The 26,467-nt window shown below is 68.0% G+C and carries 29 protein-coding genes and 1 tRNA gene; 19 read left to right on the top strand and 11 right to left on the bottom strand.

Annotation, left to right across the window (positions count from 1 at the left end; translation table 11 throughout):
* Nucleotides 1-20: 20 nt before the first annotated feature.
* The 7 genes from AC3A6X_RS23560 to AC3A6X_RS23530 all read right to left on the bottom strand — a co-directional run bounded on the left by AC3A6X_RS23560 (nt 21) and on the right by AC3A6X_RS23530 (nt 6,851).
* Complete coding sequence (locus AC3A6X_RS23560) at nt 21-1,484, bottom strand: aldehyde dehydrogenase family protein (protein WP_487844543.1); 1,464 nt, start codon at nt 1,482-1,484, stop codon at nt 21-23.
* Between the two features lie 51 nt (nt 1,485-1,535).
* Nucleotides 1,536-2,012, bottom strand: coding sequence for a nuclear transport factor 2 family protein (locus tag AC3A6X_RS23555; RefSeq protein WP_487844467.1), 477 nt, complete (start codon nt 2,010-2,012; stop codon nt 1,536-1,538).
* A 16-nt stretch (nt 2,013-2,028) separates the two neighbouring features.
* On the bottom strand, nt 2,029-2,400 hold the full coding sequence (locus tag AC3A6X_RS23550; protein ID WP_487844466.1) for a c-type cytochrome: 372 nt from the start codon (nt 2,398-2,400) through the stop codon (nt 2,029-2,031).
* Complete coding sequence (locus AC3A6X_RS23545) at nt 2,397-4,145, bottom strand: FAD-dependent oxidoreductase (protein WP_487844465.1); 1,749 nt, start codon at nt 4,143-4,145, stop codon at nt 2,397-2,399. Before AC3A6X_RS23545 ends, AC3A6X_RS23550 begins: the two co-directional genes overlap by 4 nt.
* Nucleotides 4,146-4,210: 65 nt before the next feature.
* Nucleotides 4,211-5,218, bottom strand: a complete 1,008-nt coding sequence (locus tag AC3A6X_RS23540) for a hydroxyquinol 1,2-dioxygenase (protein WP_487844464.1) — start codon at nt 5,216-5,218, stop codon at nt 4,211-4,213.
* A 26-nt stretch (nt 5,219-5,244) separates the two neighbouring features.
* Nucleotides 5,245-5,757: a cupin domain-containing protein gene (locus tag AC3A6X_RS23535; protein ID WP_487844463.1), complete on the bottom strand. Its 513-nt coding sequence runs from the start codon at nt 5,755-5,757 to the stop codon at nt 5,245-5,247.
* 143 nt (nt 5,758-5,900) lie between these two features.
* Nucleotides 5,901-6,851, bottom strand: a complete 951-nt coding sequence (locus AC3A6X_RS23530; RefSeq protein WP_309967490.1) for a LysR family transcriptional regulator — start codon at nt 6,849-6,851, stop codon at nt 5,901-5,903.
* 62 nt (nt 6,852-6,913) lie between these two features.
* On the opposite strand from AC3A6X_RS23530, the gene AC3A6X_RS23525 reads away from it, so the two are divergent.
* The gene (locus tag AC3A6X_RS23525) at nt 6,914-7,348 is read left to right on the top strand and encodes a DUF1841 family protein (RefSeq protein ID WP_309967493.1); all 435 of its coding nucleotides are present in this window, start codon (nt 6,914-6,916) and stop codon (nt 7,346-7,348) included.
* On the opposite strand, the gene AC3A6X_RS23520 is transcribed toward AC3A6X_RS23525, so the two are convergent.
* Nucleotides 7,324-8,283 carry a LysR substrate-binding domain-containing protein gene (locus AC3A6X_RS23520; protein ID WP_487844462.1) on the bottom strand — a complete coding sequence of 320 codons (960 nt, stop codon included), beginning with the start codon at nt 8,281-8,283 and terminating at the stop codon, nt 7,324-7,326. The two genes, AC3A6X_RS23525 and AC3A6X_RS23520, sit on opposite strands and share 25 nt — an antisense overlap.
* Before the next feature lie 100 nt (nt 8,284-8,383).
* Here AC3A6X_RS23520 and pcaH point away from each other — a divergent pair, with 100 nt between their 5' ends.
* Together pcaH and pcaG are read left to right on the top strand one after the other, a co-directional pair.
* Entirely contained in the window at nt 8,384-9,112 is a 729-nt protein-coding gene (gene pcaH, locus AC3A6X_RS23515; protein ID WP_106559631.1) for a protocatechuate 3,4-dioxygenase subunit beta, read from the top strand.
* Nucleotides 9,113-9,131: 19 nt separating this feature from the next.
* Nucleotides 9,132-9,737, top strand: coding sequence for a protocatechuate 3,4-dioxygenase subunit alpha (gene pcaG / locus AC3A6X_RS23510; RefSeq protein ID WP_487844461.1), 606 nt, complete (start codon nt 9,132-9,134; stop codon nt 9,735-9,737).
* Between the two features lie 64 nt (nt 9,738-9,801).
* Here the strand turns inward: pcaG and AC3A6X_RS23505 are convergent, their stop codons facing one another.
* Nucleotides 9,802-10,485, bottom strand: a complete 684-nt coding sequence (locus AC3A6X_RS23505) for a c-type cytochrome (RefSeq protein WP_487844460.1) — start codon at nt 10,483-10,485, stop codon at nt 9,802-9,804.
* Between the two features lie 171 nt (nt 10,486-10,656).
* Between AC3A6X_RS23505 and AC3A6X_RS23500 the strand changes: the two genes are divergently transcribed.
* From AC3A6X_RS23500 to AC3A6X_RS23425, 16 genes are all read left to right on the top strand, one after another.
* Nucleotides 10,657-11,499, top strand: coding sequence for an AAA family ATPase (locus AC3A6X_RS23500; protein WP_309967507.1), 843 nt, complete (start codon nt 10,657-10,659; stop codon nt 11,497-11,499).
* A complete protein-coding gene (locus AC3A6X_RS23495; protein ID WP_487844459.1) occupies nt 11,496-11,741 on the top strand; it encodes a hypothetical protein in 246 nt (81 codons plus the stop codon). Before AC3A6X_RS23500 ends, AC3A6X_RS23495 begins: the two co-directional genes overlap by 4 nt.
* A 5-nt stretch (nt 11,742-11,746) precedes the next feature.
* Nucleotides 11,747-12,355 carry a GNAT family N-acetyltransferase gene (locus AC3A6X_RS23490; protein WP_487844458.1) on the top strand — a complete coding sequence of 203 codons (609 nt, stop codon included), beginning with the start codon at nt 11,747-11,749 and terminating at the stop codon, nt 12,353-12,355.
* 6 nt (nt 12,356-12,361) lie between these two features.
* Nucleotides 12,362-13,549 (top strand): vWA domain-containing protein, encoded by a 1,188-nt coding sequence (locus tag AC3A6X_RS23485; protein ID WP_106559637.1) that lies wholly within the window; start codon nt 12,362-12,364, stop codon nt 13,547-13,549.
* Nucleotides 13,550-13,707: 158 nt separating this feature from the next.
* Nucleotides 13,708-14,628: a 2OG-Fe(II) oxygenase gene (locus AC3A6X_RS23480; protein ID WP_487844457.1), complete on the top strand. Its 921-nt coding sequence runs from the start codon at nt 13,708-13,710 to the stop codon at nt 14,626-14,628.
* Nucleotides 14,629-14,696: 68 nt separating this feature from the next.
* Nucleotides 14,697-16,592 carry an autotransporter assembly complex protein TamA gene (locus tag AC3A6X_RS23475; RefSeq protein ID WP_487844456.1) on the top strand — a complete coding sequence of 632 codons (1,896 nt, stop codon included), beginning with the start codon at nt 14,697-14,699 and terminating at the stop codon, nt 16,590-16,592.
* A gap of 1 nt (nt 16,593) precedes the next feature.
* On the top strand, nt 16,594-20,643 hold the full coding sequence (locus tag AC3A6X_RS23470; protein ID WP_487844455.1) for a translocation/assembly module TamB domain-containing protein: 4,050 nt from the start codon (nt 16,594-16,596) through the stop codon (nt 20,641-20,643).
* A gap of 33 nt (nt 20,644-20,676) precedes the next feature.
* Nucleotides 20,677-20,751: transfer RNA gene (locus AC3A6X_RS23465), tRNA-Arg, on the top strand.
* Nucleotides 20,752-20,828: 77 nt separating this feature from the next.
* On the top strand, nt 20,829-21,038 hold the full coding sequence (locus AC3A6X_RS23460) for a hypothetical protein (protein WP_487844454.1): 210 nt from the start codon (nt 20,829-20,831) through the stop codon (nt 21,036-21,038).
* On the top strand, nt 21,035-21,265 hold the full coding sequence (locus AC3A6X_RS23455; RefSeq protein WP_309967528.1) for a hypothetical protein: 231 nt from the start codon (nt 21,035-21,037) through the stop codon (nt 21,263-21,265). The genes AC3A6X_RS23460 and AC3A6X_RS23455 overlap by 4 nt, the downstream gene beginning before the upstream one ends.
* 287 nt (nt 21,266-21,552) lie before the next feature.
* Nucleotides 21,553-21,810: a hypothetical protein gene (locus tag AC3A6X_RS23450; protein ID WP_487844453.1), complete on the top strand. Its 258-nt coding sequence runs from the start codon at nt 21,553-21,555 to the stop codon at nt 21,808-21,810.
* Nucleotides 21,811-21,897: 87 nt separating this feature from the next.
* Nucleotides 21,898-22,245 carry a hypothetical protein gene (locus tag AC3A6X_RS23445; RefSeq protein ID WP_487844452.1) on the top strand — a complete coding sequence of 116 codons (348 nt, stop codon included), beginning with the start codon at nt 21,898-21,900 and terminating at the stop codon, nt 22,243-22,245.
* A gap of 113 nt (nt 22,246-22,358) precedes the next feature.
* Nucleotides 22,359-22,697 carry a hypothetical protein gene (locus AC3A6X_RS23440; RefSeq protein WP_487844451.1) on the top strand — a complete coding sequence of 113 codons (339 nt, stop codon included), beginning with the start codon at nt 22,359-22,361 and terminating at the stop codon, nt 22,695-22,697.
* A 146-nt stretch (nt 22,698-22,843) separates the two neighbouring features.
* Nucleotides 22,844-22,975 carry a hypothetical protein gene (locus AC3A6X_RS23435; RefSeq protein ID WP_487844450.1) on the top strand — a complete coding sequence of 44 codons (132 nt, stop codon included), beginning with the start codon at nt 22,844-22,846 and terminating at the stop codon, nt 22,973-22,975.
* A 195-nt stretch (nt 22,976-23,170) separates the two neighbouring features.
* Nucleotides 23,171-23,479 (top strand): hypothetical protein, encoded by a 309-nt coding sequence (locus AC3A6X_RS23430; protein ID WP_487844449.1) that lies wholly within the window; start codon nt 23,171-23,173, stop codon nt 23,477-23,479.
* On the top strand, nt 23,476-24,558 hold the full coding sequence (locus tag AC3A6X_RS23425; RefSeq protein WP_487844448.1) for an NUDIX domain-containing protein: 1,083 nt from the start codon (nt 23,476-23,478) through the stop codon (nt 24,556-24,558). The genes AC3A6X_RS23430 and AC3A6X_RS23425 overlap by 4 nt, the downstream gene beginning before the upstream one ends.
* Nucleotides 24,559-24,937: 379 nt before the next feature.
* Here AC3A6X_RS23425 and AC3A6X_RS23420 read toward each other — a convergent pair whose 3' ends face one another.
* Complete coding sequence (locus AC3A6X_RS23420) at nt 24,938-25,318, bottom strand: hypothetical protein (protein ID WP_487844447.1); 381 nt, start codon at nt 25,316-25,318, stop codon at nt 24,938-24,940.
* A gap of 389 nt (nt 25,319-25,707) precedes the next feature.
* A complete protein-coding gene (locus AC3A6X_RS23415) occupies nt 25,708-26,451 on the bottom strand; it encodes a lysophospholipid acyltransferase family protein (protein ID WP_487844446.1) in 744 nt (247 codons plus the stop codon).
* Nucleotides 26,452-26,467: the final 16 nt, after the last annotated feature.

Genomic DNA, 26,467 nt, shown 5'->3' with positions numbered 1-26,467 from the left:
AGTCGCGCGCGTTGGATGTTTCAGCGCACGAAGTGCGGCGGGATCTGCGCATCGACGTTGACCCACACGCTCTTGACCTGGGTGTACTCGCGCATCGCGTCGAAGCCCATCTCGCGGCCGTAGCCGCTCTGGCCCACGCCGCCGAAGGGCGAGCCCGGGTTCACGCGCTTGTAGCTGTTGATCCAGACCATGCCGGCATGCAGGTCGCGTGCGATCTTGTGGGCGCGCTGCAGGTTGGTGGTCCACAGCCCGCTGCCGAGGCCGTAGTCGGTGCCGTTGGCGATGCGCAGGGCCTCCTCGTCGTCCTTGAAGGTGAGCACGGTGACGAAGGGGCCGAAGACTTCTTCCTGCGCGACGCGGTCGCGGAAGGAGTTCGCGCGCACCACCGTCGGCTCGACATAGCAGCCCCGCGCCAGCTCGCCTCCGGGCGACTTGCCGCCCGCGAGCACCTCGCCACCCTCGCCCTTCGCGACTTCCACGTAGCTCAGCACGCGCTCGCGATGCTGGGCGCTCGTGAGCGGGCCCATCTCGGTGGCATCGTCCAACGGATTGCCGAGGCGGATCGATTGCGCCAGCGGGATGAACTTGTCGAGGAAGGCATCGGCAATCTTCTCGTGCAGCATCAGGCGCGAGCCGGCGATGCAGGCCTGCCCCTGGTTGTGGAAGATGGCCCAGGCGCTGCCGTTGATCGCTGCCTGCAGGTTGGCGTCCTCGAACACGATGTTGGGGCCCTTGCCGCCCAGTTCGAGCTGCACCTTCTTGAGGTTGCCGGCGCTGGCCGCGACGATGCGCTTGCCGGTCGCGGTGCTGCCGGTGAAGGCGATCTTGGCGATCTCCGGATGCTCGGCGATGTACTGCCCCGCGACGCTGCCCAGACCGGGCACCATGTTGACCACGCCCTCGGGCATGCCGGCTTCGGCCATCAGCTCGACGATCTTGAGCGAGCTCAGCGGCGTGATCTCGGCCGGCTTCATCACGATGCAGTTGCCGGCCGCGAGCGCGGGCGCCATCTTCCAGCTGGTGAACATCAGCGGGAAGTTCCACGGCACCACCTGGCCGACGATGCCGACCGGCTCGCGCAGCGTGTAGTTGAGGAAGCCGGCCTCGACCGGAATGGTCTCGCCCTGGAACTTGTCGGCCATGCCGCCGAAGTAGCGGAAGCAGGCCGCGGTGCGCGGCACATCGAGCGTGCGCGAGTCGCGCACCGGGTGGCCGGTGTCCAGCGACTCGAGGCGCGCGAGCTCCTCGGCGTTGGCCTCGATCAGGTCCGCGAGCTTCAGCAGGATGCGGCCGCGGTCCGCCGCCGCCATGCGGCTCCAGGCCGGGAAGGCGCGCTTCGCGGCGGCGACCGCCTTGTCGATGTCGGCCTTGCCGGCCAGCGCCACCTCGGCGATGGTCGAGTTGTCGTGCGGATTGAGGGTGGCGAGCGTCTCGCCGGACTCGGCATCGACGAAGCGGCCGTCGATGAAAAGCTGGTGGCGGATCGGCGTCTTGAGGCCGGCGGCCTGCTGGATGTCTGCGAGGTTCATGATGGTTCAGTTGTCGGTTCCCCGGGCGGCCAGCCAGGGATAGCGTGCCGTGTCCTTGCCCGCGTAGTCCGGGTCGAGGTAGATGAAGCAGCGCTGGATCAGGAAGTCGCGCACCTCGAACACATCGCACCAGCGGCCCGCGCCCCACTCCGGCACGCCGGCGCGCCAGGGTCCGTCGGCATGCTCGCCGTGGCTCGTGCCTTCGCAGGCGAACAGGTCGGTGCCCGTGAAGATCCAGTTGAAGCCGGCGTAGTCGTGGCGGATGGATTTGCCGCGGCTGCCGACCTCGCCGAAGAGCTTGCCGATCTCGTCCTTGCCGTTGGCCAGGCCCCACTTGGGGAAGTAGACCTGCGCATCGCTCGCGAACAGGTCGAGGATGGAGCCGCCGGTGGAGGTGACGCCGCCGTTGTCGTAGGCCTTGAGGTATTCGAGGGCCACCGACTTGCGTTGCTCGTCGGTCATGGTTTGACGGGTGAGGGCCATGGTGGGTCTCCTTCTTTCACTTGAGTGACTGCATGTACTCGATGAGCGCAGCGCGCTTCTTCGGGTCGTCCTGGAAATAGGCCATCGTGCTGCCGGGCGCGACGGCCTGGGTGTCGGCGAGCCACTTGTCGAGCAGCGCGCGGTCCCAGGTCTTGCCCTTCATCGCGTCGAGGTACTGCTTCGAATAGCTGAAGCCGGGGCTGGCCGCGGCGGGCTTGCCGAGCAGGCCGTAGAGGTTGGGGCCCACGCCGTTCGGCTCGCCCTTGCCGAAGCTGTGGCATTGCGCGCAGGCGTTCTGGGCCAGGCGCTGGCCGGGCGACTGGGCCTGGGCGAAGCTCCCGGCGAGCACGAGGAACGCAGCGAGCGGGAGCAGCAGCGAGGTCCTCATGCGGCGCTCCTTCCCTCGGCATGGGCCGCGTTCGCCGCGCGCAAGGCGAAGGCGATGATCGGCCCCAGCGTCGCGCCGCCGGCCCAGTAGGCGCGGCCGGAGGCCGAGGCCACGCAGTTGCCGACGCCGTAGAGGCCGGGGATCGGCTGGTCGCGGGCGTCGAGCACGCGGCCGTTCGTGTCGGTCTTCGGGCCGCCCTTGGTGTCCAGCGTGCCGGCCACCACCAGCGCCGCGTAGTACGGGCCGGTATCGGCCAGCGGCCACATGGTGGGGTTGCTGCGGCCGGGCTCGGCCTTCACGTCGCCGTTGAAGAGCTGCTCCACCACGCGCTCGCCGCGGTGGAAGTCCAGGTCCTTGCCGGTCTTCGCGAACTGGTTGAAGCGCGCGATGGCGGCCTGCAGGTTGGGCAGGAACTCGGGCGCCAACCGGGCGCCGCCGATGGCACTCGCGTACTTGGCGAAGCGCTCGTCGATGGCGCGCGCCAATTCGGCGAGCGTCGCACCCTTGATCACGTGGCGGTCGTCGGTGCCGGGCGGCACGATCAGCCGTCCGTACTCGGCGCTGGCCGAATGCTGCTGCGAGCGCTGGTCCCAGACCGCGATGCGCACGAGGTTGGGGTACTCGGCCTTGGCGCCATCCCATTCGAAGAAGGTCTGGGCCAGCTCGTTGTACTGCAGCTTCTCGTTGACGTTGCGATGCCCGTACTTGTTGACGAACAGCATCGAGTCGCCGGCCACCGAGAACATGCCGGAGATGGAGCCGTCCTTCGCAATCGCCTTCTCCAGCGGGATCGGGCAGGTCCAGGCGTAGTTCATGTTGCGCAGCTGCGCGCCCAGGGCACCGGCGATCGGCACGAAGTCGCCTTCGTTGCTCGGCGCCGCGCAGCCGCCGAAGATGGGGCCGTTGAGGAAGTTCTTGCGCAGCTCCACGTTGTGGGTGAAGCCGCCGGTGGCGAAGATCACGGCCTTGCGGGCGCGCAGGCGCACGGTGGCGTCGAGCTCGTCCTTGGCCTCGACGCCGATCACGCGGCCGCTCTTGTCCTGAAGGAGCTTCGTGACGCGCATGCCGGTGCGGATCGGGATGCCCTCCTGCCGTGCCTTGGTGGACATGGTGCGCACCGCCACCAGGCCGCCGTCGGACATGCTGGGGATCGCATCCTTGGGCACCAGCACGCGGCCTTTGGGCGCCTTGTCCTCGGGCAGCTCGGCGAAGTAGTCGGGCACCTCGGCCACGTGGCGGTAAGGCAGCGCGCCCTTGGTCGCCAGCAGCTCGGCCGCGGGCGAGGCGCTGTCGTAGAAGGCGGAGCACATGTCGTACTCCCACTGCGTGAAGCCGTAGCGCGGGTGGCTGGGGTCGTAGCCCTGCGGGTTCGACAGCCGCGCGACGTACTTCAGGAAGTCGGGCTTGGGGTCGGCGATGCCGGCCTTCTTCATGGCCTCGTTGTTCGGCACCCAGTACCAGAAGGCGGCCTTGGCGGTGGTGCCGCCGATGCTGCCGGCCTTCTCCAGGATCACGGCGCTGTTGCCCTGCCAGCGCGCGAACAGCGCCGAGGCCAGCCCGCCGCAGCCGCTGCCGGCGACCACGATGTCGTAGGTGGCGTCGAATGCAGGTGCGCTTGCTGCGTCGGCCTCCTGCGTCGAGAGCCCCAGGGTCGCTGCCGCGACGGCTGCCGAGCCTGCGCCGGCTTGCTGCATGAATCGCCGGCGCGAGCTTGCCCCGGCATCGGACCGGATGCGGTCTGCCATTTGTTGTCTCCTCTAGAAGGAAGCGAAACCCAGAAGGACGCGCCGCTTCGCGGCGCGTTTTCCTCCTAGAAGCTCACCGGGATCTCGGGGCTCTCGCCCTTCTGGATCTCGTAGACCAGGCTCGGCGAGCCGTTCTCCCACACCAGCAGCATCGAGCGCTTCGGGCTGAAGCCCTGGTGGCGGCAGTAGGCAGGCATGGCGGCCATGTCGCCGGCCTTCATGATCACGCGCGCCATGGGGCGGCCGGTGTTCTTGTCGCCGCAGTCCCAGTGGATCTCGTCGGTCATCTGGAAGAACCACTCGACGCGGTCGTTGCCATGGATGATCGGCAGGATGTGCTCCTCGGTGGTCGGGCACATGAAGCTGTGCTTGACGACGGAGGTGAAGCTCGGGTTCCACGTCACCTGCGAGCGGCTCAGGAAGCCGAACAGGTTGAAGGCATGCACCTCGTTCTCGAAGCCGGGCTCGGGATGCAACTCGGGCTGGGCCTGCGGCACGTCGGCGAAGGCGCGGTTGACCGGCGCGCCGGTGTCGTCGCTGCGCAGCCGCAGGTCGTCCTTCAGACCGACGCAGCGCTTGGCGAGCTCGCGGGCACGGGTGATCTTGGCCGTGTTGTTGCCCTTCTTGCGGCCGTAGGGCGAGCCGGTTTCCTGCGGCGCGGCGAAGGGGTCGAAGCTCTCGTTGGTCCAGTCGTCGAGCATGGCCTCGAAGGTGGCGCGGATCTGGGCGGTGGGGAAGTTCTCCAGCAGATCGATGCCGGCTTCCTTCATGGTGCCGTTGTAGCTGCCGGCGTAGAGGTCGACCGACTGGTAGTGGTTGACGGTGCCGACCACGTCGTCGAAGTTGACCCAGCCGTAGAAGAAGCCCCAGGCGACGTCGCGCATCAGGGCGCGCAGGTAGTTGCCGACGTCCAGGGTGTGGCTCATCGGGCGGCCGTCCCGGGTCTTCCAGGTGATGTGGGCGAAGTACTCGTCGCGACGGAAACCGAAGCTGCCGAGCGTGAATGCCTTGTAGCCGAGCGTGGCGTCGGGCTGGGACGCGATGACGTTGGCGAGTTCTGCGGGTGCGTTCATGGCTTTGTCCTCTGGTTTGGCTGGGCTCAGTGGGTCTGGCAGATGTCGGCCCATCTCTCGATCGAGAGGTCGCCCTTGCACGTTTGCAGCACGATCACGCCGGGCTCGCCGGGCGTGCGGAACTGGTAGGCGGTGTTCTTCGGCAGCAGGCCCTGGTGGCCGCGCGTGAGCTTCATCCAGCCCATCTTCTGGCCCTTGGGTTCGCCCTTCACGAGGACGGCGCCGTTCTTGTTCTCATCGCCGACGGTCTGGGAGGCATCGAGCTTGACGAGGTGGACCTCGACCTCGCCGTCCATCACCAGCGCGAACTCGTCGTGCGCGCAGGTGTACCAGGGCGAGCTGCCCTCGGCGCGCAGGGTCTCGAGCACGTAGATCTGGTTCTGGCCGAACACGACCTTCTCGTAGGGCTTGCTCTTGCTGGCGATGTCGAAACAGTTGGACATCGCGTAGTGCTTGACGTCGTCGGCGATGGGCTCGACGTGGCCCTTCTCGTAGCTCTTGAGCGATCCGAAGCGGGTCTGGTAGGCGGTGGCGGTCATGGGCTTGTCTCCTGGGGGTCGTCCTTGCAGCGCTGCTGCGATGGAACGAACTGTAGGAAGCCGGGGGCGCCTTCGGTAGGGATCAAAAGCGGGCCGCATTGTTCGCCGAATGCGATCAATCGGCAGGGTTTTCCCGGTGAAGCCTAAACGTCGGCCACCAATTCAGCCGGCAACAACCCCCGCTCGACCATCTCCGCATCCCAAGGCGCCACCCGCGTGAACGCCGCCGTGATGTGCTCGATGAAGAGCTTGAGCTTGAAGGCGTTGCGCGAGGTGCCCGCATAGACCGCGTTGAGCGAGAACGACGACAGCTGATGCTCCGGCAGCACCACCTTCAACTCCCCGCGCAGGATCGGATCGCCCGCCACCAACGTCGGCAGGCACACGATGCCGGCATGCTCCAGCGCGTACTCGCGCAGCAGGTGCACGCTGTTGGTGAGCAGCGCGGCGGTCATGTAGATCGTCACCTGCTCGCTCTCGTGATGAAAGGTCCAGCGGTCGCGGCTCGGGTAGCCGGAGTAGAGGCCCAGCCGGTGCTTGTGCAGCTCGCGCGGCGTCTGCGGCGTGCCGTTCGCGCGCAGGTACTCGGGCGTGGCGCAGAACACGCGGCGCACCGGGAACAGCGGACGCGACACCAGCTCGGTCGAGGCCGCGGGAAAGATCTGCAGCGCGCAATCCACCCCCGCCTTGACCGGATCGACCACCGTGTCGCTCACGATCAGCTCGAGGTGGATGTCGGGATAGCTGGCCTGGAAGGCGCGCAGCACCGACGCCAGATGGCCCAGCACGAAGCCGGTCAGCGCATGAATGCGCAGCGTGCCCGTGGGGCCGGCGCGCGCGCCGCGCATCTGGTCCATGACGTCGTTGGCCCGGCCCACGAGCTCGGTGCAGTCGCGCAGGAAGGCCTGCCCGACGTCGCTGAGCCGCACCACGCGCGTGCTGCGGTGGAAGAGCGGCGCGCCCACGTGCTCCTCCAATTGCTTGACCCGCGTCGTGACCACCGACTTGGCCACCCGCATCTGCCGGGCCGCCTCGGCGAAGCTCTGCGTCTGCGCGACCCGGACGAATGTCTCTATGTTTTCTAGTCGGTCCATGGCTTCGCAATGTAGCGGCCGCGCGCGGCATGCGCCCTTGGGGGCGGTGCTAACCTCGGTCCATGTTCAATCCCACCCAGGAAGAAGTGCGCCGCTTCTTCTGCGACGTCTACGCCAAGAGCCGGCAGGGCCGGCCGATGGAGGCGCTGGAGATCATCGCCAGCCGATGGATCGACGAGCACCCCGAGTACCACGCCGACCTGGCCGATGCCGACGCGGCGGTGGCCCGCGTCTACGACGGCAAGGACGGACGCGAGAACCCCTTCCTGCATCTGTCGATGCATCTGTCGATCAGCGAGCAGTGCTCCATCGACCAGCCCCGCGGCATCCGCCAGGCGGTCGAGCTGCTGGCCGCGCGCCGCGACTCTCTGCTCGACGCGCATCACGAGGCGATGGAATGCCTGGGCCAGATGATGTGGGAGAGCCAGCGCGCCGGCCGCCCGCCCGACGGCGAGGCCTACGTGGCCTGCGTTCAGCGGCGCGCCACGCGCGACTGATCCGCGCCGCTCTCGCGCAGCAAGGCGATCAGTGCCTGGCGCGCGGCGGAAGGTTCGGCATCGCTGCGCAGCAGCAGGCCCACCGGCTCCTCGGTGCCCGCGGTGTCGACCGCCAGGCGCACCAGCTGGCCGCTGGCGAGGTCGTCGCGCGCGGCGCCGACGGGCGTGAACCACACGGCATCCGAGCGCAGTAGCAGCGCGCGCGCCACCGAGAGGTCCAGCGTCTGCGTTCCATGCGCGGGCAGGCGCAGGCCGAGGCCCGACAGAAAGCTCTCGGTGTGATGGCGCGGGATCGTGCCCTCGCTGTAGATCACCAGGGGATAGTGCAACACCTCCTGCACCGAAGGCGCAGCGCCCGCCAGCGGATGGCCGGCGCGCGCGACCAGGGCCAGCGGCTCGGTGTAGAGCAGCTCGAAGGTGAGGCCGGCCATCAGTTGCGGATCGCTCATGCGGCCGGCCACCAGGTCCAGCTCGCCGGCACGCAGCGCATCGAGCAAGAGCGCGTTGGCGCCGGTCTGCACCAGAACTTGCACCTGGGGCAAGCGCTCGCGCAGCGCGGCCAGCGCCGCCGGCAGCAGGGAAGGCGCCACGCTGGGCAGCGCGCCGATGCGCAGGCGCTGCAGGCGCACGCCGGAGGCGGGCATCAGCGCCTGGGCGCTGGCATCGAGGGCCTCCAGCACGCGCAGCGCATGCGCCAGCAACTGCTCGCCCGCGACGGTGAAGCCCTGGATGCCGCGCCGCCCCGCGCTGCCGCGCTCCACCAGCCGGGCGCCGGCCAGCGCCTCGAGCTCGGCCAGGGTCTTGGACACCGCCGGCTGGCTCAGTGCCAGCCGCTCGGCTGCGCGCGCCAGATGGCGCTCCTGCGCCACCGCCACCAGGCAGCGCAGGTGCCTGAGCTGCACACCGCGCAGGAAGGCTTCGGACTTGGCGGCCATTCAATTACCAAGGCTTATGAAAAATAGCAAGAACGTCAATTTACATCAGCAATGCGCATGAATACAGTCACGCCATCCCCACGAACCCGGAGACAAGTTCATGAGCTCTTCCCCGCAAGACGGCGCGCTGCCCACTCTGACGCCGCGCGACTGGCCCAGCCACCCTTCCTACCTCTACTCCGGCTACAGGTCGACCGCCAAGCGCGGGCCGACGCAGCCGCTGATCCCGCTGAAGGCTTCGCTGGGCGAGCTGCGCCAGCCGGTGTACGGCCACAGCAGCATCGGCGAGCTGGACAACGACCTCACCCGCAACGCGCGCAGGAACGGCGAGCCGCTGGGCGAACGCATGATCCTCACCGGCCAGGTGCTCGACGAGCGCCGCCGCCCGGTGCGCAATACGCTGGTGGAGCTGTGGCAGGCCAACGCCTGCGGCCGCTACGTGCACAAGGTGGACCAGCACGACGCGCCGCTGGATCCGAACTTCCTCGGCGCCGGCCGCTGCCTCACCGACAACGAGGGCCGCTACCGCTTCCTCACCATCAAGCCGGGCGCCTATCCCTGGGGCAACCATCCCAACGCCTGGCGGCCGCAGCACATCCACCTGTCGCTGTTCGGCGAGCACTTCGCCAGCCGGCTGGTGACGCAGATGTACTTCCCCGGCGACCCGCTGATGCAGTACGACCCGATGATCACCGGCACGCCGGAGAAGGTGCGCAACCGGCTGGTCGCCGACTTCAGCCTCGACGTCACGGAAGAAGGCTACGCGCTCGGCTACGTGTTCGACATGGTGCTGCGCGGCGCCGACGAGACGCCTTTCGAAACCCGCTGAAGCACAGGAGACACGCACCATGATGAGCGCACTCGAAACCAACTTCGGCCAGACCCCTTCGCAGACGGTCGGCCCCTACTTCGCCTACGGCCTCGCGGCCACCCAGTACGGCTACGACTTCGACCAGCCCTTCGATGCCGTGCTCGCGCTGGACAACGCGCGCGGCGAGCGCGTCCGCATCGAGGGTCTGGTGATCGACGGCGACGGCAAGCCGATCGACGATGCGCTGGTGGAGATCAGCCAGCCCGACGGCACCGGCGCCTACCCACAGTCGGTGGAGGATGCGCAGGCCATCGGCTTCCGCGCCTTCGGCCGCGCGGGCACGGGCACCGATGCGCAGAAGCGCTTCGTGTTCCACACCGTCAAGCCCGGCGCCGAATCGGCCGGCGAAGCGCCGCACGTCAACGTGATCGTGCTGATGCGCGGCATGCTGCTGCACACCTTCACGCGCATCTACTTCAGCGACGAGGCGAAGGCGAATGCCGAGGACAAGGTACTGGCCGGCGTGCCGGCCGAGCGGCGGCAGACGCTGATCGCGCAGCGCATTGAGACGGGCGGGCAGGTCACGTACCGCTTCGACATCCACATGCAGGGACCCCAGGAGACGGTGTTCTTCGACGTCTGAGGGGGGCACGACCCAAAGAAGAAAGCCCGCTTGCAGCGGGCTTTCTTCTTGAGCGATACCGCTCTTACCTGGCGTGGTGGAGCTTCGAGTCCGGCACCGTTTTCAATTCGCCTGGCAAGGAGCTGATGTAGCTGGCCAGCTCCTTCAGCTCCGTGTTGCTGAACTTCTTGGCCTGCCCGCTCATCACGCCGTTGGAGCGGCCGATGGTCGCGTGCTTCTCGACCTTGTAGGACTTGAGAGCGACGTAAAGGTAGTCGGCGTGCTGGCCGGCCAGTTTGGCGACCGTGCCGTCGTTCGGGGTGTTGAAGTTGGCGCCATGACACTTGGTGCAGGCGTTGTCCTTGTCGCGCGAGATCAGGGCCTGCACGCGCTCGCTGGGCTGCTTGGCCACGGCGGCCGGCGGGGCATCGCCTTCCTGCACGCCTAGCTGGCTGTAGTAGGCGGCAACGTCGGCGATGTCCTGCTCGCTCAGCGAGTCGGCGATGGCGCGCATGGTGGGATGCTTGCGGTCGCCGCCCTTGTAGGCCGTGAGGGCCGAGACCATGTAGGTGGCGCTTTGGCCCGCGATCATCGGGACCTTGTGAACTTCAGGAAAGCTGGCCTGGTAGCCGACGATGCCGTGGCAGCCGACGCACATGGCCACCTTCTTCGAGCCGTTTTCGGCATTGCCCGTGATCTTCTGGGCTTGGGCGGAGACCGTCACGCAAGCGACAGCGAGGGCAAACACCGTGGACAACAACTTGTTCATTTTGCGCGCACAATCTCGTGGAAAACTGGTTTTCTAGTCAACATTTGATTATATGCGGGGGCTCCCGGCGGCCCCGTGCGTGAGGCACCCGTCCAGTGGACTCAGGCGTTGCGCGACGCAGATGAATGGAATGTTGAGTCCTTCATCCACCCCCTCTGCTTTACGCCATCCATGAAATTCAAGGGTTCCGACAACTACGTCGCCACACAGGATCTGATGCTCGCGGTCAACGCGTCCATCGCACTCAAGCGCCCGCTGCTCGTCAAGGGCGAGCCCGGCACCGGCAAGACGATGCTCGCGGAAGAGGTGGCGGGCTCGCTCGGGCTGCCGCTGCTGCAGTGGCACATCAAGTCGACCACCAAGGCCCAGCAGGGCCTCTACGAGTACGACGCGGTGAGCCGGCTGCGCGATTCGCAACTGGGTGACGAGCGCGTGAAGGACATCCACAACTACATCGTCAAGGGTGTGCTGTGGCAGGCCTTCACTGCCGATGAGCCGGTGGCCCTGCTGATCGACGAGATCGACAAGGCCGACATCGAATTCCCGAACGACCTGCTGCGCGAGCTCGACCGCATGGAGTTCTACTGCTACGAGACGCGCGAACTGGTCCAGGCGAAGCACCGGCCGGTGGTCTTCATCACCTCGAACAACGAGAAAGAGCTGCCGGACGCTTTCCTGCGCCGCTGCTTCTTCCACTACATCAAGTTCCCCGACGCCGAGACCATGAAGAGCATCGTGGCGGTGCACTTCCCCAACCTCAAGCAGGAGCTGCTGGCCTCGGCCATGAAGACCTTCTACGACGTGCGCAACCTGCCCGGCCTGAAGAAGAAGCCGTCGACGTCGGAGCTGCTGGACTGGCTCAAGCTGCTGGTGGCGGAGGACATCCCGCTCGAGGCGCTGCAGAGCAAGGACGACAAGGTCGCGGTTCCGCCGCTGGTGGGCGCGCTGCTCAAGAACGAGCAGGACGTGACGCTGTTCGAGAAGCTGGTGTTCATGCAACGCCACAACCGATGAGCGAAGGCCGTCCGTCCACTCGCCAGTTGATGCTGCTGGGCCTGGCACAGGCGGTCCTGTTCATCGTGGGCGCGCTCCTGGGCCGCTGGCTCGGCCTGGCGCTCGGGCTCGATGCCTTCGGGCCCGGCGGCTACAGCAACAGTGCCGTCTTCGGCATCTTGCTGATCGGCCTGGGCGGCGGCGCCGGCGCGCAGCTCGCACGGGCCTGGTTCACGCGAAAGTACGGTTCACCGAGGAGTTGAGGAAGATGGCATTCGTCGAGCCGGTCACGCTGAGGTCGCGCGGCATCGCGCTGGTGCCGCTGGCGCTGGACCACGAGGACGGCCTGCGCGCCGCCGCCGCCGATGGCGAGCTGTGGAAGATCCGCGTCACCTCGGTCCCCGAGCCGCAGGAAACGCGTGCCTACATCGAGACGGCCCTGGCCGCACGCGAGGGCGGCCACCGTTTCGCCTTCGCCGTGACCGACGAGGCCAGCGGCGCGGTGCTCGGGTCGACCAGCTACCATGACATCCTGCCCGCGGTGAAGCGCGTCGAGATCGGCTACACCTGGTATGCCGGGCGCTGCCAGCGCACGCACGTCAACACCACCTGCAAGCTGCTGATGATGACGCACGCCTTCGACACGCTGGGCTGCCACGTGGTGGGCTGGCGCACCGACAACTTCAACCATGCGTCGCAGCGCGCCATCGAGCGCCTGGGCGCCCGCAAGGACGGCGTGATCCGCGGCCATGCGCTGCGCCGCGACGGCACCATCCGCGACACCGTGATGTACAGCCTGCGCTCGGGCGAGTGGCCCGAGGTGCGGGCCCAGCTGCTCTACCTGCTGGACAAGCCGCGCCCTGAAACCCGGGAGTGATTCGCCATGCTGATCGACTTCTTCTACACCCTTCGCTCGGCCAAGCTGCCGGTGTCCGTCAAGGAATACCTCAGTCTGCTGGAGGCGCTGCAGGCCGACGTGGTCGGCCCGAATTCGGAAGGCGCCTTCGGCCTCGACGACTTCTACTACCTCTCGCGCACCGCGCTGGTGAAGGACGAGAAGCACTACGACAAGTTCGACCGCGCCTTCGCCGCCTACTTCAAGGGCGTGGAGCTGGTGACCGACTTCACCAAGGAAGTGCCGCTCGACTGGCTGCGCAAGACGCTGGAGCGCGAGTTCACGGCCGAGGAGAAGGCCAAGATCGAGAAGATGGGCTGGGACGAGCTCATGGAGACGCTCAAGAAGCGCTTCGAGGAGCAGAAGGAGCGCCACGAGGGCGGCAGCAAGTGGATCGGCACCGGCGGCACTTCGCCCTTCGGCCACGGCGGCTACAACCCGCAGGGCATCCGCATCGGCGGCGCGGGCAAGAACAAGAGCGCGGTGAAGGTGTGGGACCAGCGCGCCTACAAGGACTACGACGACAGCCAGGAGCTGGGCACGCGCAACATCAAGATCGCGCTCAGGCGCCTGCGCAAGTTCGCGCGCGAAGGCCACGAGGACGAGCTGGACCTGGACGAGACGATCCACAAGACGGCCGCCAACGCCGGCTACCTCGACATCAAGATGCGGCCCGAGCGCCACAACAACGTGAAGGTGCTGTTGCTGATGGATGTGGGCGGCACCATGGACGAGCACATCCAGCGCGTCGAGGAGCTGTTCTCGGCCGTCAAGACCGAGTTCAAGCACCTGGAGTTCTACTATTTCCACAACTGCGTCTACGACTTCATGTGGAAGAACAACCGGCGCCGCTTCTCCGAGAAGTTCGCCACCTGGGACATCATTCGCAAGTACAACAAGGACTACAAGCTGGTCTTCGTCGGCGACGCGACCATGAGCCCCTACGAGATCCTGCAGCCGGGCGGCAGCGTCGAATACAACAACGAAGAAGCGGGCGCCGAATGGATCCAGCGCCTGACCCATGCCTTCCCCAAGTTCGCCTGGATCAACCCCGAGCCCCAGGGCGTCTGGCAATACCGCCAAAGTATCGCGGTCATGCAACAACTCGTATCCCACCGCATGTACCCGCTGACCCTCAAGGGCCTCGAGGAGGCCATGCGGCTGCTCTCCAAGTAGGCGGCCTCCGACACGCGGCCTAGGCTGGAGGTGCTAACGTTTTTGGGCGGGCTATTGCGAAAAAAGTTGTCACAACTTAGAGACGCCGAGTTACAGTTAACACCTAAGGATTCAAATAAGGCGTTTCGTTGACGCCGGTCCGTGCTGGAGGTGTTGCCATGTCTGCCGTTCTTTCGCTGCCGCTCGATCCGCCGGTTCTCGAGCAACCCCTGCCCGCGGCGGAGCAAGATCCGCGCTTCCAGCCCCGGGGCGACTTCGTGAGCATCCGCGGCGTGCAGCTGCCGCGCGACGAGCTGGTCGATCGCGCCCTTTTCTCGCCGGCCCAGCGCGATCGCCTGCGCAACGCGCTGATGGCCGCCTCTCCCTTCCCGCACCTGGTGCTGGAGAACCTGTTCAATCCGGCTCTGCTGGACCTGGTGGCCGAGGAATTCGATGCCCAGCCCGGCAACTGCTGGGCCGAGGTCAAGAGCCGCTACGAATCGACCCGCCGCTCGGTGCTCGGGCCGACGCTGGGCCCGGCCACCCAGCTGTACTTCGACATCCTCCATTCCGGCTGGTTCATCGACTGGCTTTCGTCCCTGACCGGCGTGCCCTACCTGCTGCCCGACCCCAAGCTGTTCGGCGGCGGTCTGCACGAAAGCCGCACCGGCGCGACCTTCGCCGTGCACCGCGACTTCAACCGCCACCGGCACCTCGGGCTGAAGAACGAGATGGTCTTCATCACCTACCTCAACAAGGGATGGAACCCGGACTGGGGCTCGGGCCTGGAGCTCTGGGACAAGAAGCACGACCGCTGCGTGACCACCGTGCAGCCCGAGTTCGGCCGCACCATCCTGCTGCCGCACGGCCCGATCAGCTACCACGGCCACACCAAGCCGCTGCAGGCACCGGACGACCGCCCGCGCCGTTCGGTCGCCGCCTATTACTACAGCAGCCCGCTGGCCGGCAAACAGCACGGCGACGAATCGGCCTCGGTCTTCATGAAGATGCACCGCATGGACCGGGCCAAGGCCGTCGCACGCATGCTCACGCCGCCGGTGGTCTGGCTGCTGGCACGTAAGGTCACCGGCCGGGCCTGAGCCTCTGAGTTGCTCGCCGCGGCTCCCGCCTACGGGGGCCTCCCCGGGCGTGCTGTCAAAATGGCCGCATGCTCAGGGTGTTTCGGTTGCTCGCGCCGGCGTGGATGCCGGCGTTTTTTTGTGCAGGCCTGCTTCTGCTGCTGCAGGGCTGCAGCCTGCTGCCGAAGAGCGAGCCGGACGACACCGAAGCGGGCGCCAAGCCCGTCGGCGACGAGAAGCCGGCCGGCGCGCGCGAAGCCTTCAGCGTGTCGGTCCAGGCGCCCGACACGGTGCGCGAGTACCTCGAGCGCAACCTGGAGATCCAGCGCTATCGCCAGATCGACGACCTGGGCGCGGCCGAGCTCTCGCGCCTCATGGTGGCCGCCGAAGGCAATGCGCGCGAGCTGCTCGGGACCCTCGGCTATTTCACGCCCACGCTCACGCTGGAGCTGCAGGAGACACCCGAGGCCAAGGCGCCGCGCGAGGTACGCATCACGGTCGATCCCGGCGAGCCCACGCGAATACACCAGGTGCAGATCGACTTCAGCGGACCGATCGCAACCGACCCCACTGCCGAGGTCCAGCGCGAGGCCATCCGCAAGGACTGGCCGCTGCGAACCGGCCAGGTCTTCACCCAGCTCGGCTGGGACAACGCCAAGTCGGCCGCGCTGCGCAGCCTTTCGTCCAAGCGCTTCCCGACCGGCAGCGTGGCGCTGAGCCGGGCCGAGATCGATGCCGACCGCGGCCAGGCCCGGCTGCACGTCGACTACCGCTCTGGCCCGGCCTACCGCTTCGGTCCGCTGGAAGTGCGCGGCAGCGAGCGCTACGACGCCGACGCCGCGCGCCGCATCGCACGCGTACCCACCGGCAGCGACTATGACCAGCAGAAGCTGCTCGATGCGCAGCAGCGCCTGGCCAGCAGCGGCTACTACGACTCGGTCTTCCTCACGCTGGACACCGACGGCAGCAACCCGCTGTGGGCGCCCGTCATCGCCCAGGTGCGCGAGGCACCGCTGCAGAAAGTGGTGATGGGCGTCGGCTTCACCACCGACAGCGGGCCGCGGCTGTCGCTGGACCACATCCACAACCGCATGCCCCTGCTGGGCTGGCGCGCCGTTTCCAAGCTCTCGGTCGATCGCGAAACCCAGTCGCTGGGCACCGAATGGAACGCCGTGCCCGACGACAAGGGCTGGCGCTGGTTCGGCGCCGGCCAGCTCAAGAGCGAGACCTCCGGCAGCTACGAGGTCGACAGCGGGCGGCTGCGCGGCGGCTTGGGCAAGTCGAGCGACCACATCGACTACACCTACTTCCTGCAGTACGACTATGCCCGCAACCGCGGCGTCAACGCTCCGCCGTCGGCCTCGGCGCTGTCGGTCAACTGGGGCTGGACCGGGCGCTACTTCGACGACGCGGGCGTGCCGACGCGGGGCCATGGCCTGGCGCTGGAGCTCGGTGCCGGCTACACGCTGACCGGCGAGCACCTGCCCTTCACCCGCGTCTACGGGCGCTGGCTCGGCATCGTGCCGCTCGGCTGGGCCGACAAGGACGACAGCGCCAGCGCGGCCCGCAGCAGCCGCCTCCAGCTGCGCGCGGAGGCCGGCGCGGTGACCGCGAAAGACAGAGCGCAAATCCCTTCCACCCTGATGTTCCTGACCGGCGGCGACACCACCGTGCGCGGCTATGGCTACCGCGAGATCGGCACCCAGCGCACTGATGGCCAGATCGTCGCCGGCCGCTACATGACCGTGGCCAGCGTCGAATGGCAGCGGCCCTTCGTCTACCAGGGCAAGCTGACCGAGTGGGAGAGCGCAGTCTTCATCGACGCCGGTGCCGTCGCCGACCGGCCTGGCGACCTCAAGACGAAGGTCGGCGTCGGCGTGGGCGCGCGCTGGCGCAGCCCGATCGGGCCGGTACAGGCCGACGTGGCCTACGGCGTGGATACCAAGAAGTTCAGGCTGCACCTGCGGCTGGGCTTCACTTTCTGACATGCAGCCGGACGCACAGCCCTCCCCCACGCCCGTGCGCTCGCGCAGCCGGCGGGCCTTGCGTGCCCTGGCCTGGAGCCTGCTCGCCCTGGTCCTGCTGGTGGGCGCGCTCACGGCCGGCGCCTGGTGGTGGCTGGGCTCGAACCAGTCGCTGGCTTTCGCACTGGCGCGGGCGGCGCGCTACCTGCCCGCTGGCCAGAGCCTGGAAAGCCGCGAGGTCAGCGGCTCGCTGCGCACCGGCGGGCGCATCGGCTGGCTGCGCTGGCAGAGCGAGAGCCTGGCGGTGGAGGTGCATGAGGCCGACATCGGCTGGCAGCTCGCACCCTTGTTGAAGCGCAAGGTGCAGCTCGGCGAGGTGCATGCGACGCGGCTGCTGATCGAGCGCCGCGGGCTGGTGGAGGACAAGCCCATCGAGCCGCTGGCGCCGATCGTGCTGCCGGTGGACGTGGAGCTGCCCTTTCGCATCGACGAACTGCGCTGGGCCGGCCCGCCTGCGCTCCAGGCGGACAAGCTGTCAGGCCGCTATCGCTACGCCGGCGACGAACACCAGCTCGTGATCGAGGGCGTGGACATCGCCGAGGGCCACTACGGCGCACGGGTCACGCTGCAAGGCCCGGCGCCGATGGCCTTCGACGCCGCGCTCGAGGGCCGGGTGCGCGCGCCGCTGGCCGAGGGCCGCAGCATCGAGGTGCTGGCCGAGGCCAGTGCCAAGGGCACGCTCGCGACCGCCGATGCGCGGCTGGCCGTGGCAGCCCAGTTGAAGCCCGCCGAGCCCGGCGCCGAAGCGCCGATGGAAGCGCAGCTGCAGGCCAACATCGCGCCCTGGCAGCCGCAGCCCGTGATCGACGCCAAGGCGCAGCTTCGGAACCTGGACGCGGCCGTCCTGTGGCCCGGGGCGCCGAGCACGCTCCTGACGGGGGACATCGAGGCCGGCCCCGACGGCAGCGCGCCCGGCGGCAGCACGGTCTGGCAGGCCCGTGCCGACATCCGCAATGCAAAGCCCGGCCCCTGGGACAGCGGCCAGTTGCCCATCGAGCAGGTCCAGGCCCGCGCCACCTTCGACGGCAGCACCTGGGCCCTGCCCGAGGCCACGGTGCGCGCCGGCGGCGGCCGCATCGAGGCCGAGGGCCGCTGGAGCCCCGCGCCAGCGCCCTGGCAGGCGCGCGCCCGGGTGCGCGGCGTGCGCCCCGGCGCGCTGCACAGCGAGCTGGCCGGCGCGCCGGTGAGCGGGAGCCTCACCGCCGAGCAGCGCGGCGAGGCGCTGCTCTTCGACGTCGCGCTGCAGGCCGGGGGTGGCGCCGGCAGCAAGGCGCTGCAGGGCCTGCGCCTCGATCGCGCCCTGGCACGCGGCCAGTGGCAGGCCCAGGTGCTGGAACTGCGCACGCTGCGCATCGAGGCGGCCAACGCCAGCCTCGAAGGCAAGCTCCAGCTGCGCGTCGCCGAGCAGGCCGGCAGCGGCGATCTCAAGCTGGTGATGCCAGGCGGCAGTGCCCGGCTGCAGGGCCGCATCGCACCGGCCAGCGGCGGCGGCGAGCTCCAGGCCCGCGTCGACGATGCCGCCACCCTGCAGCGCTGGGTGGAGGGCCTGCCCGAGCTCTCGGCGGTGTTCGCGGGCAGCAGTGCCGAGGGCAGCGCGCAGCTCGACGCCGCCTGGCAGGGCGGCTGGCAGGCCGTGCAGCGCCGGCTGCAGAACGCGAGCGAACCGGCTTCCCGCGGCAGCACGGAGCCGACGCTCAAAGCCACGCTCTCCGTCCCCCGCCTGGCACTCAGGCTGGCGCCGCCTGACAGCGGGCCGGCGACGGAGCTCCAGCTGCGCGACCTGCGGGCCGAGCTGGCCGGCAGCCTCGCCCAGGCCACGCTGGCGCTCAAGGGCGAAGCCGTGAGCGGCACGCAGAAGCTCACGCTCGACACGCATGCCAGCGGCGGGCTCGAACGCGCAAGGCAATGGCGCGCCTCGATCGCCAGCTTGCGGCTGCAGGCGCAGGACACCCAGCGCCGCCCCGGGCCCTGGACACTGGAGCTGGATCGCACGCTGTCCGCCACCCTGAAGAGCGGCAACGCCGGCCGCCTCGAGGTGGAGGCCTCGGCCGCATCCGCCACGCTGCGCGGCCCGGTGCCGGGCACCGTGCGCGTCGAGTGGGAGCCGCTGCGCTACAGCCACAGCGGCACGGCGCCGAACCGCGCGTTCCGCCTGCGTTCGCAGGGCCGCTTGCGCGGCCTGCCGATGGCCTGGGCCGAGGCGATGGGCAACACCGCTACGCTGGCCGAGATGGGCCTCAGCGGCGACCTGCTGCTCGACGGCGACTGGGACATCGACGCCGGCGACGCGCTGCGCGCGCGCGTCCGGCTCGCCCGCGCCAGCGGCGACATCCGCGTGCAGGCCGGCGAGGCCGCACTGGTCACGCGCATCGAGAGCCGCGGCACCGGCACCGCCAGCGAGCGCAAGATGAACGCGGCGACCGAAGGTGCCAGCACCCCGGCCGGCCTGCGCCAAGCCGAGCTCGGGCTCGACGCCGAGGGCGACACCGTGCGCGCCACCCTGGCCTGGGACAGCGAGCGCGCCGGCCAGATCCGCGCCGAGGCCAGCACCCGCGTGCTGCACCGCGCGGACGGCTGGCAATGGGCGCCCGACGCGCCGCTCGCCGGTCGCGTGGCGGCGCGGCTGCCCAGCCTCGGCGTCTGGTCGATCCTGGCGCCGCCCGGCTGGCGCGTCGCCGGCACGCTGGATGCCAATGCCACGCTCTCGGGCAACCGTGCGCTGCCGCGGTGGAACGGCATGTTGTCGGCCGACCAGCTCGCGCTGCGCGCGATGGTCGAGGGGCTGGATCTGCGCGACGGACGCCTGCGTGCCTCGCTGACCGGCGAACGCATCGAGATCACGGAGTTCACCCTCAAGGGCGGCACCGGCAGCAGCACGCGCATCGCGGGGCAGAGCGGCAACATCAGCACCGCGGCCAGCGCCGCGGCCGCCGGTGGCGGCACGCTGTCGGCGCGCGGCGAGCTGAGCTGGGGCACGGCCCCGGCCCCGGCCAGCGGCACCGGCATCCGCATGGCCATGCAGACGCAGCTGCGCGGCCTGCGCGTGCTGGTGCGCACCGACCGTCAGGTCACGCTCTCGGGCGATCTGCAAACACGGCTGGACAACGGCCAGTTCAGCGTGCGCGGCAACCTCACGACCGACCGTGCCGTGATCATCCTGCCCGACGAGAGCGCACCCAGCCTGGGCAGCGACGTGGTGGTGCGCTCGACCGCCAAGGACCGCGAGGAGGCCGAAGCCGCGAAGCGCCGGGCAGCCAGCGAAGACGCGCAGGCCGCCAGGGCGCAGACCGCGAAGCCGCCGGACATCGCGATCGGCTTCGACCTCGGCGAGGACTTCGCGGTGCAGGGGCGCGGCCTGACGACGCGGCTGGAAGGCAAGCTCGACATTCGCAGCACCGCGCTGAACACGCCCCCGCGCATCACCGGCGAGGTGCGCACCGTGAAGGGCCAGTACCGTGCCTATGGGCAGCGGCTGGATGTGGAGACTGGCATCGCGCGCTTCAACGGCCCCTACGACAACCCGGCGCTGGACGTGCTCGCGATCCGGCCCAACATCTCGCAGCGCGCCGGCGTGCAGATCACCGGCACTGCGCAGTCGCCGCGCGTGCGCCTGTACTCCGAGCCGGCGCTGTCGGATGCGGAGACGCTGTCATGGGTAGTGCTGGGCCGCGCCTCGGCCACCAGCGGCGGCGAATCGCTGCTGCTGCAGCAGGCCGCGCTGGCGCTGCTCGGGCGGCTCGGGTCAGGCAGCTCCGGCGGAGGACTTGCAAGCCGCTTCGGGCTGGACGAGATCGGCTTCAAGGGGCCGAGCAGCGGCGGCGACGTGCGCGAATCGGCGGTCACCGTGGGCAAGCGCCTGTCGAAGGATTTTTACCTGACCTACGAGCGCAGCCTGTCGGGCACGCTGGGTTCGCTGTTCGTCTTCTACGACCTCACGCGTCGCCTCACCCTGCGCGGCCAGGCCGGCCAGCAAAGCGGCATCGACCTGATCTACACCGTGAAATACGACTGACCGTGACGAACTGGTAAAGTCGCCACCGCCTTCGTCCTCGTAGTTCAATGGATAGAACGGGGTCCTCCTAAGACTCAGATACAGGTTCGATTCCTGTCGAGGGCACCACGAGACCGAATCAGGGCGTCTCACTAAACATCAGAAACCACGTTCCCCAGCGGTAGCGCCGCGCTGGCGGCAGCGGCATGTACCTGCGCGTCAAGGCGGCAGGCAGGTACTGGCGCATGGACTACCGCGTGAACGGCAAGGCCAAGACCCTGGCTCTGGGCGCCGCGCGACGTGCTGGAGCGGGTTGGTCGCCGCGCAATGCCTATATGGAAATGCAGAGAGATCGGTCCATCCAGCCCGCCCCTGCTTGCGCGGCTGCTGCTTGTAGCCCAAACTGCGTGAAATGAATGCTTTGGTGTTCACCTCTATGGCGGTCAAGGTGATGAAAGAGATTCGACTGCGCTGGGTCGCAGGGGAAGAGCACATCGCGACCGAAAGCGCACCAAGGCGACCTTGCGGAGGGCTCTGGCGTCCCGATTCACCAGAAAATCGGGAGACGCTGCAGAACATCGTGGAAGCCGCTATAGAGGCCTACGGACCTGGTTCGCACTGGATCGAGGAGCGGGAGGCTTGACCCGCGCGCCAAGGGCACCGGGCCCATGTGCGCAGACCTGGTGGTGCGACCTGAACCCCAAAGGGCCGGCCGACGATCGCAGACCCCGCTGAAGCGCGCCGGCGCGAACGCGAACGACAGGCGCGCGACGTTGGCACCTCTCTCCTGCGCCGCCCAGCGCGGCGTCGACGTTGCGAGCTCTGAAGAGGCCAACGCTGGACAGGATGCTCCGCCCGTGACATTCCTCCCGTTGATGTCGCGCCTGAAGGTCGCATACTGTGCTGTGAAACTTTCCCATTAGCCTAGCGATGAACATCTCACCGGCCCGTGATGTGGTTGATCCGCCTGCTGCTCCAGATTGGTCAATGGAGGTCGATTCCGAGCGCACGAGCGACGGCATCCTCTACTTTGCCGACGTGAAGCGAGCCGGCAAGTTGATGTGCCGGGTTGCTCTTGCTGGAGCTGTTTCCGATGAAGCCGAAGCCAGACGGGTCCTGGCCAGCAAAGCTCGAGCCTGGATCGACGAATACCTGGCGCGGAGGCCGGTTAACTCGCCAAGCGAATGAGCGACCAGCCGAAGGCGATCATGAGGGCGACGATGATGGCTGACTTGAGCCACACACGCTCTTTCCGGCGGCGGTAGGAACCGTAGATTGGCCCCAAGGAAGAGGGCCGCATCTCACAACCGCTTTGCGGCAGATCTCGACACCGAGCCCGCCCAGCTTCATGAGGCACTGTGGGGCCGTCGCCAAGAGCAGCAGGAACAGTACACGGTGGGTTGGCGCCGGAATTTGTGCTTCATCGCCTTGGTGGTTGTCGTAGCCCTGGCGGCCATGCCGCCGCTGCCCGTGCCCGAGGTCGCGTTGGATTTGTTGAGCTCGTCCTTGAACGTGTCAAGTATCTGGTTTTGGGCGGGCGTGGACATCGCTACGACCAGCAAGGACGTCGCGCAGCCTCCCTCCTTCAGAACCCAAGACCTTGACGCGTTGGCGACCGGCTGACCGCTGGCTCGGCGCTTGCATGGGATTCCCCGGATGTGAAATTTTCACATCTACTTACTTTTCACTGTATATTGATACGCCCGCCCTACCCCAAGCCATGAAGGAGCCGCGCGATGGACTCGGACTTTCACCTTCGCAAGGTACAAACGCTCAGCCCCAAGGCGGCAAAAATCGCATTGCGAATACTGGATGCCGACCCCAACATCCCGGCCGAATGGATCCTGGCGCTGCGCCCCACCCTCGTGGAGCGCAGCAGCGAATCGGCGTCTTTCGGAACCACCGACTGGATGACGATCGCCGCCATCGAGAGCCCCGTGATCCGTCGGTTTACCGGCCGCTTCGAGAGCCGCGAACAGCGCCACGCGCGGCTGTGGGTGAGCAGCCTTCGCCAAGAGTCAATAAAGGCCGCTCGCTCTCCCATGACCGGCAGCGCCTTCGGCTCGCTCGAATAAAAGGGGAAAGCAAGGCGCTCGACTCGCAGCCCTTGCTCGGCCGAAGCCACCGCGTTTCATGTCGGCGCCGGCGGGGCCGCCTCGCTGACGCGAGAATGGATTCAACTTCTGTCGAGTCCAGTCGAAGAATCTTCCCCAGCGCAGCCATGGAACACGCCGGCAATATCGACCCCAGCCAGTTCATCCATGTGCGCATGGTGCTCAGCATGGTCGTGAGCCTGGTCATCGCGCGGCTGCTTCGGGCTTGGCCAAGTTCGCGCAACACCCGGGGCGCCTGAAGGTCTACGGCGTCCACCTGCTGTGGGCCGGCTTCATGCTGGTCATGCTGATCCACTTCTGGTGGTGGGAATTCGCGCTCATCCGCCTGACGCCTGGCATTTCGGCGCGTCTGCGTTCGTGGTCGGGTACGCGGCCGTGCTTTACCTGCTTTGCGCCATCCTGTTCCCTGACGATATAGCCGAGTACGCGACTACATGGACTACTTCCTGTCGCGCCGCAAGTGGTTCTTCGGCATTCTCGGGCTGATCTACGTTCTGGACGTCTTCGACACCTGGATCAAGGGAACGGCCCATCTGGTGGCGCAAGGCATCGAATACGACTTGCGCACCTTGGCGGGCGTCGTGCTCTGCGCCATTGCCGCGCGCGTCGAGAGCCGGCGTTTTCACTGGGTGTTTGCGGTCGGATGGCTGGCGTACGAGTGTGGTGGATTCTTCGCCTCTACCACGTCCGGGATTGATATCCGGCCAGAATGGCAGGCCAAGCTGCCGCTTTCCCCACAATGACCGCACGCCTTCCCGCCACGCACGAGCTCGCCGTCCTCATCGGCCGCTTCCAGCCTTTCCACAACGCCCACCATACGCTGCTGCGAAAGGCGCTGGATGCGGCGCCGCGCGTCGTGGTGGTGATCGGCTCGGCCTTCCTGGCGCGCTCGCCGAAGAACCCCTTCACGTGGCAGGAGCGCGCGGAGATGATCCGCCTGGCGCTCGCCGAGACCGAGCGACAGCGTGTGTGCTTCGTGCCCATGCGCGACCACTTCGACGAGGAGCGTTGGTTCGCAGAAGTGCGCCTGGCCATCGATGCGGCGCTCGTGCAACAGGGCGCGGCGCCGGCATCCACCACCGGGACGGTGCTGGTCGGTCATGTGAAGGACGCCACGCGCGACTACCTTCACGGCTTCGACGGCTGGACGCTGCAGGCCGAGCCGCGCGTGCACAGCGCGAGCGCGGCCACCGTGCGCGATGCGATCTTCGGCGGCGCAAAGGAAGCACCCGAGGTGCTGGCACGCGCGCTGCCGGCCGCTACGCTCGCCCACTTGCGTCCCTGGATGGAGACACCTCTGCATGCGGCGCTGGCACAAGAGTGGGAGCTCCTGCGCCAGCACGACGCCGCCTGGTCGGTGGCGCCCTACCCGGTGGTGCTGGTCACGGTGGACTGCGTCGTCAAGTGCGGCGGGCACGTGCTGCTGATTCGCCGCGGCCACGCGCCCGGCAAGGGGTTGCGCGCCGTGCCGGGCGGCTTCCTGGAAGCGCGCGAGACGACCTTGCAGTCCGCGCTGCGCGAGCTCGAGGAGGAGACGCACCTGGACCTGCCGCCCGCCGAACTGCTCGCCTGCCTCGCGAGCACCGAGGTGTTCGATCGCCCCGATCGCAGCCAGCGCGGCCGCACCATCACGCACGGGCACTTCTTCGACCTGGGCGACCGGCCGACACTGCCCGACGTGCGCGCGGATGACGACGCGGCCGCTGCGGAGTGGATACCGATTGAAGCGTTGTCCGGCCTGGAGGACCAACTCCTGGACGACCACTTCCAGATGCTCGACCACTTCCTGGGCCTGCTGCCGCGCCCCCTCCTCGGCGCCTGACGCGCCCTCCTGAGGATCCCGACGGCCCCGTTCCGACTAAGCGCAGCGCACGCCCATGACGCGGCCGTTTTCCTCGATTTCCACGATCAAGCGGGCGGCGTCGAAGGGCGTCTGTGCATCCGTCGCCAGCACGCTTGCGCAACGCGCGCGCCAGTGCGCAGGCGCATTTCCTCGAGCAGGGGCATATTGATGCGCCGCCCCAGCCCGAATCGGGCGCGCGCCGCTGTGCAACGCGCAGGCGCATCGATGAAGGCGGGCGGAGGCAGTGCTTCCGATGACAGCGGGCGCGGTTCGCTGCGGAACTGGCAGCCGACCAGCACGACGAGGGGCAGCAGAAGCAGCGACCGGCATACCGGCACGCGCCATCCGCCGACCGGTTTCATGACCGCCGCGGCAGCGGTGTGGCGATGGGACGGCCGGGCAGTTCGTCGTCCGATGTCCCGGCATGGGATGGGGCGCGGGCCGGCTTGCGCACGTTCAGGGACACCACCGTCCACAGCACGAATTGCATGAAGGCGAAGTGGACCACCACGGTCAGGCCTTCCACGTGCCCACTCTGCGCTCGCAGCACGGCAAAGGCCAGAAAGAGCAAGGCGGCGATGCAAAAGGGCCGGAGCCAGTGTGTCCTGCGCACATGCGCCAGACGCAGGATGTGAAGGAAGGCGGGGAAGCGCCGAAGCTGGCGGCCCTGGGCCTCCGCCTCTTGAAGGAAAGGCACGACAAGAAAGTTGATGGCAATTACCAGAAGAAGTGTGTCCATGGCTCGTCCAATCGCTGAGTGAGCGGGATGATGCCGGCCACAGCCTGCGCGAGAGGCAGTTCGCAACAATTGGTGAGATTCATGGGACGCCCGCTCGCGGGAACAGGCGATCTTTCACGATTGGGGCGTTCGACGCATCCTGGGGCTGGGTCGCCGTCTGCGCCCTCTGTAGGTCGCGACCCACGCAAGCGCATTGCCTTCTCCGGCAGGAAAGATGCGGGGCCGGCCGCTAAGCTGCATCAACTGCAGTCCAAAAGGACCTGCAAGGTCTTTCGACTTTCCTGCTGAATCCCGCACAGAACGGACCCAACAGTTTCCTCCTCCCCGGCGCCCCTGGCGCCGTTGCACAGCGCCCTGCGGGGCGCTGTTTTTTTGGCCGTCCGCTTCAGTCAGTGTGTCTCCCGCCACAAGACCTGCACGTCCGCGTGCAACGAGAGCGCCCAGGCGCGCCGGTCGCGGCCCCAGGAGGGCTGGGGCTCGCCGAAACGCACGATCGCGAGCAGCGGCGGCGCCTTCAGCACGTTCCACAGCGAGGTGGCGAGGTTGTCATCGTCGATGTAGCGCGGCGCCAAGCTGGTTTCCCCGCTGGCGGCATCGGTGAAGCGCAGGGCCATCGGCTGCACTGGAGCGCCCGAGGAGATGGCGGCTTGCAGCAAATTGGCATGGAAGGGTAGCAAGGTGCTGCCATCGCCGGTGGTGCCTTCGGGAAACACGGCGATCACGTCACCTCCGCTGAGCGCCTCGGTCATGCTGTGCACCACGCGCAGCGCATCGCGCCGGCGCTCGCGCTCGATGTAGAGGGTTCCGGCGCCATTGGCCAGGGTGCCGATCAGCGGCCAGTGCTGCACGTTCGACTTGGAGACGAAGCGCACATGCCGCGCCGCGTGGACAGTGAGGATGTCCAGCCATGACACGTGGTTGCTCACCACCAGAACCGGCCCACTCTCGGGCGGCGTGCCCTGCACCACCAAGCGGACGCCCATGATCGCGAGCATTCGCGTCGCCCACGCCTGCACCCGCTGCTCGCGTTCGGCCTGGGAGAGCTTGGGAAATTTGGAGCGGATGGTCCACCAGCCGACATGCGCATGGGCCAGCGCGCGTACGAGCTTCAGGAACGCGGACAAGGATTGCATCGGGCGGCGTTCGACC

It is taken from the genome of Variovorax sp. Soil_C_12 (assembly GCF_057657375.1).
This window is presented reverse-complemented; position numbering and strand designations above follow the sequence as displayed.

Coding starts and splice junctions, on each gene's coding strand:
- AC3A6X_RS23535 (WP_487844463.1), bottom strand. CDS start 5,757: ATGACCGCCACCGCCTACCAGACCCGCTTCGGATCGCTCAAGAGCTAC.
- AC3A6X_RS23450 (WP_487844453.1), top strand. CDS start 21,553: ATGAACATCTCACCGGCCCGTGATGTGGTTGATCCGCCTGCTGCTCCA.
- AC3A6X_RS23505 (WP_487844460.1), bottom strand. CDS start 10,485: ATGAACAAGTTGTTGTCCACGGTGTTTGCCCTCGCTGTCGCTTGCGTG.
- AC3A6X_RS23455 (WP_309967528.1), top strand. CDS start 21,035: ATGAATGCTTTGGTGTTCACCTCTATGGCGGTCAAGGTGATGAAAGAG.
- AC3A6X_RS23425 (WP_487844448.1), top strand. CDS start 23,476: ATGACCGCACGCCTTCCCGCCACGCACGAGCTCGCCGTCCTCATCGGC.
- AC3A6X_RS23530 (WP_309967490.1), bottom strand. CDS start 6,851: ATGGACCGACTAGAAAACATAGAGACATTCGTCCGGGTCGCGCAGACG.
- AC3A6X_RS23440 (WP_487844451.1), top strand. CDS start 22,359: ATGGACTCGGACTTTCACCTTCGCAAGGTACAAACGCTCAGCCCCAAG.
- AC3A6X_RS23555 (WP_487844467.1), bottom strand. CDS start 2,012: ATGGCCCTCACCCGTCAAACCATGACCGACGAGCAACGCAAGTCGGTG.
- pcaH (WP_106559631.1), top strand. CDS start 8,384: ATGAGCTCTTCCCCGCAAGACGGCGCGCTGCCCACTCTGACGCCGCGC.
- AC3A6X_RS23540 (WP_487844464.1), bottom strand. CDS start 5,218: ATGAACGCACCCGCAGAACTCGCCAACGTCATCGCGTCCCAGCCCGAC.
- AC3A6X_RS23415 (WP_487844446.1), bottom strand. CDS start 26,451: ATGCAATCCTTGTCCGCGTTCCTGAAGCTCGTACGCGCGCTGGCCCAT.
- AC3A6X_RS23475 (WP_487844456.1), top strand. CDS start 14,697: ATGCTCAGGGTGTTTCGGTTGCTCGCGCCGGCGTGGATGCCGGCGTTT.
- AC3A6X_RS23550 (WP_487844466.1), bottom strand. CDS start 2,400: ATGAGGACCTCGCTGCTGCTCCCGCTCGCTGCGTTCCTCGTGCTCGCC.
- AC3A6X_RS23460 (WP_487844454.1), top strand. CDS start 20,829: ATGTACCTGCGCGTCAAGGCGGCAGGCAGGTACTGGCGCATGGACTAC.
- AC3A6X_RS23495 (WP_487844459.1), top strand. CDS start 11,496: ATGAGCGAAGGCCGTCCGTCCACTCGCCAGTTGATGCTGCTGGGCCTG.
- AC3A6X_RS23500 (WP_309967507.1), top strand. CDS start 10,657: ATGAAATTCAAGGGTTCCGACAACTACGTCGCCACACAGGATCTGATG.
- AC3A6X_RS23545 (WP_487844465.1), bottom strand. CDS start 4,145: ATGGCAGACCGCATCCGGTCCGATGCCGGGGCAAGCTCGCGCCGGCGA.
- AC3A6X_RS23435 (WP_487844450.1), top strand. CDS start 22,844: ATGGAACACGCCGGCAATATCGACCCCAGCCAGTTCATCCATGTGCGC.
- AC3A6X_RS23430 (WP_487844449.1), top strand. CDS start 23,171: ATGGACTACTTCCTGTCGCGCCGCAAGTGGTTCTTCGGCATTCTCGGG.
- AC3A6X_RS23485 (WP_106559637.1), top strand. CDS start 12,362: ATGCTGATCGACTTCTTCTACACCCTTCGCTCGGCCAAGCTGCCGGTG.
- AC3A6X_RS23480 (WP_487844457.1), top strand. CDS start 13,708: ATGTCTGCCGTTCTTTCGCTGCCGCTCGATCCGCCGGTTCTCGAGCAA.
- AC3A6X_RS23525 (WP_309967493.1), top strand. CDS start 6,914: ATGTTCAATCCCACCCAGGAAGAAGTGCGCCGCTTCTTCTGCGACGTC.
- AC3A6X_RS23420 (WP_487844447.1), bottom strand. CDS start 25,318: ATGGACACACTTCTTCTGGTAATTGCCATCAACTTTCTTGTCGTGCCT.
- AC3A6X_RS23490 (WP_487844458.1), top strand. CDS start 11,747: ATGGCATTCGTCGAGCCGGTCACGCTGAGGTCGCGCGGCATCGCGCTG.
- pcaG (WP_487844461.1), top strand. CDS start 9,132: ATGATGAGCGCACTCGAAACCAACTTCGGCCAGACCCCTTCGCAGACG.
- AC3A6X_RS23520 (WP_487844462.1), bottom strand. CDS start 8,283: ATGGCCGCCAAGTCCGAAGCCTTCCTGCGCGGTGTGCAGCTCAGGCAC.
- AC3A6X_RS23470 (WP_487844455.1), top strand. CDS start 16,594: ATGCAGCCGGACGCACAGCCCTCCCCCACGCCCGTGCGCTCGCGCAGC.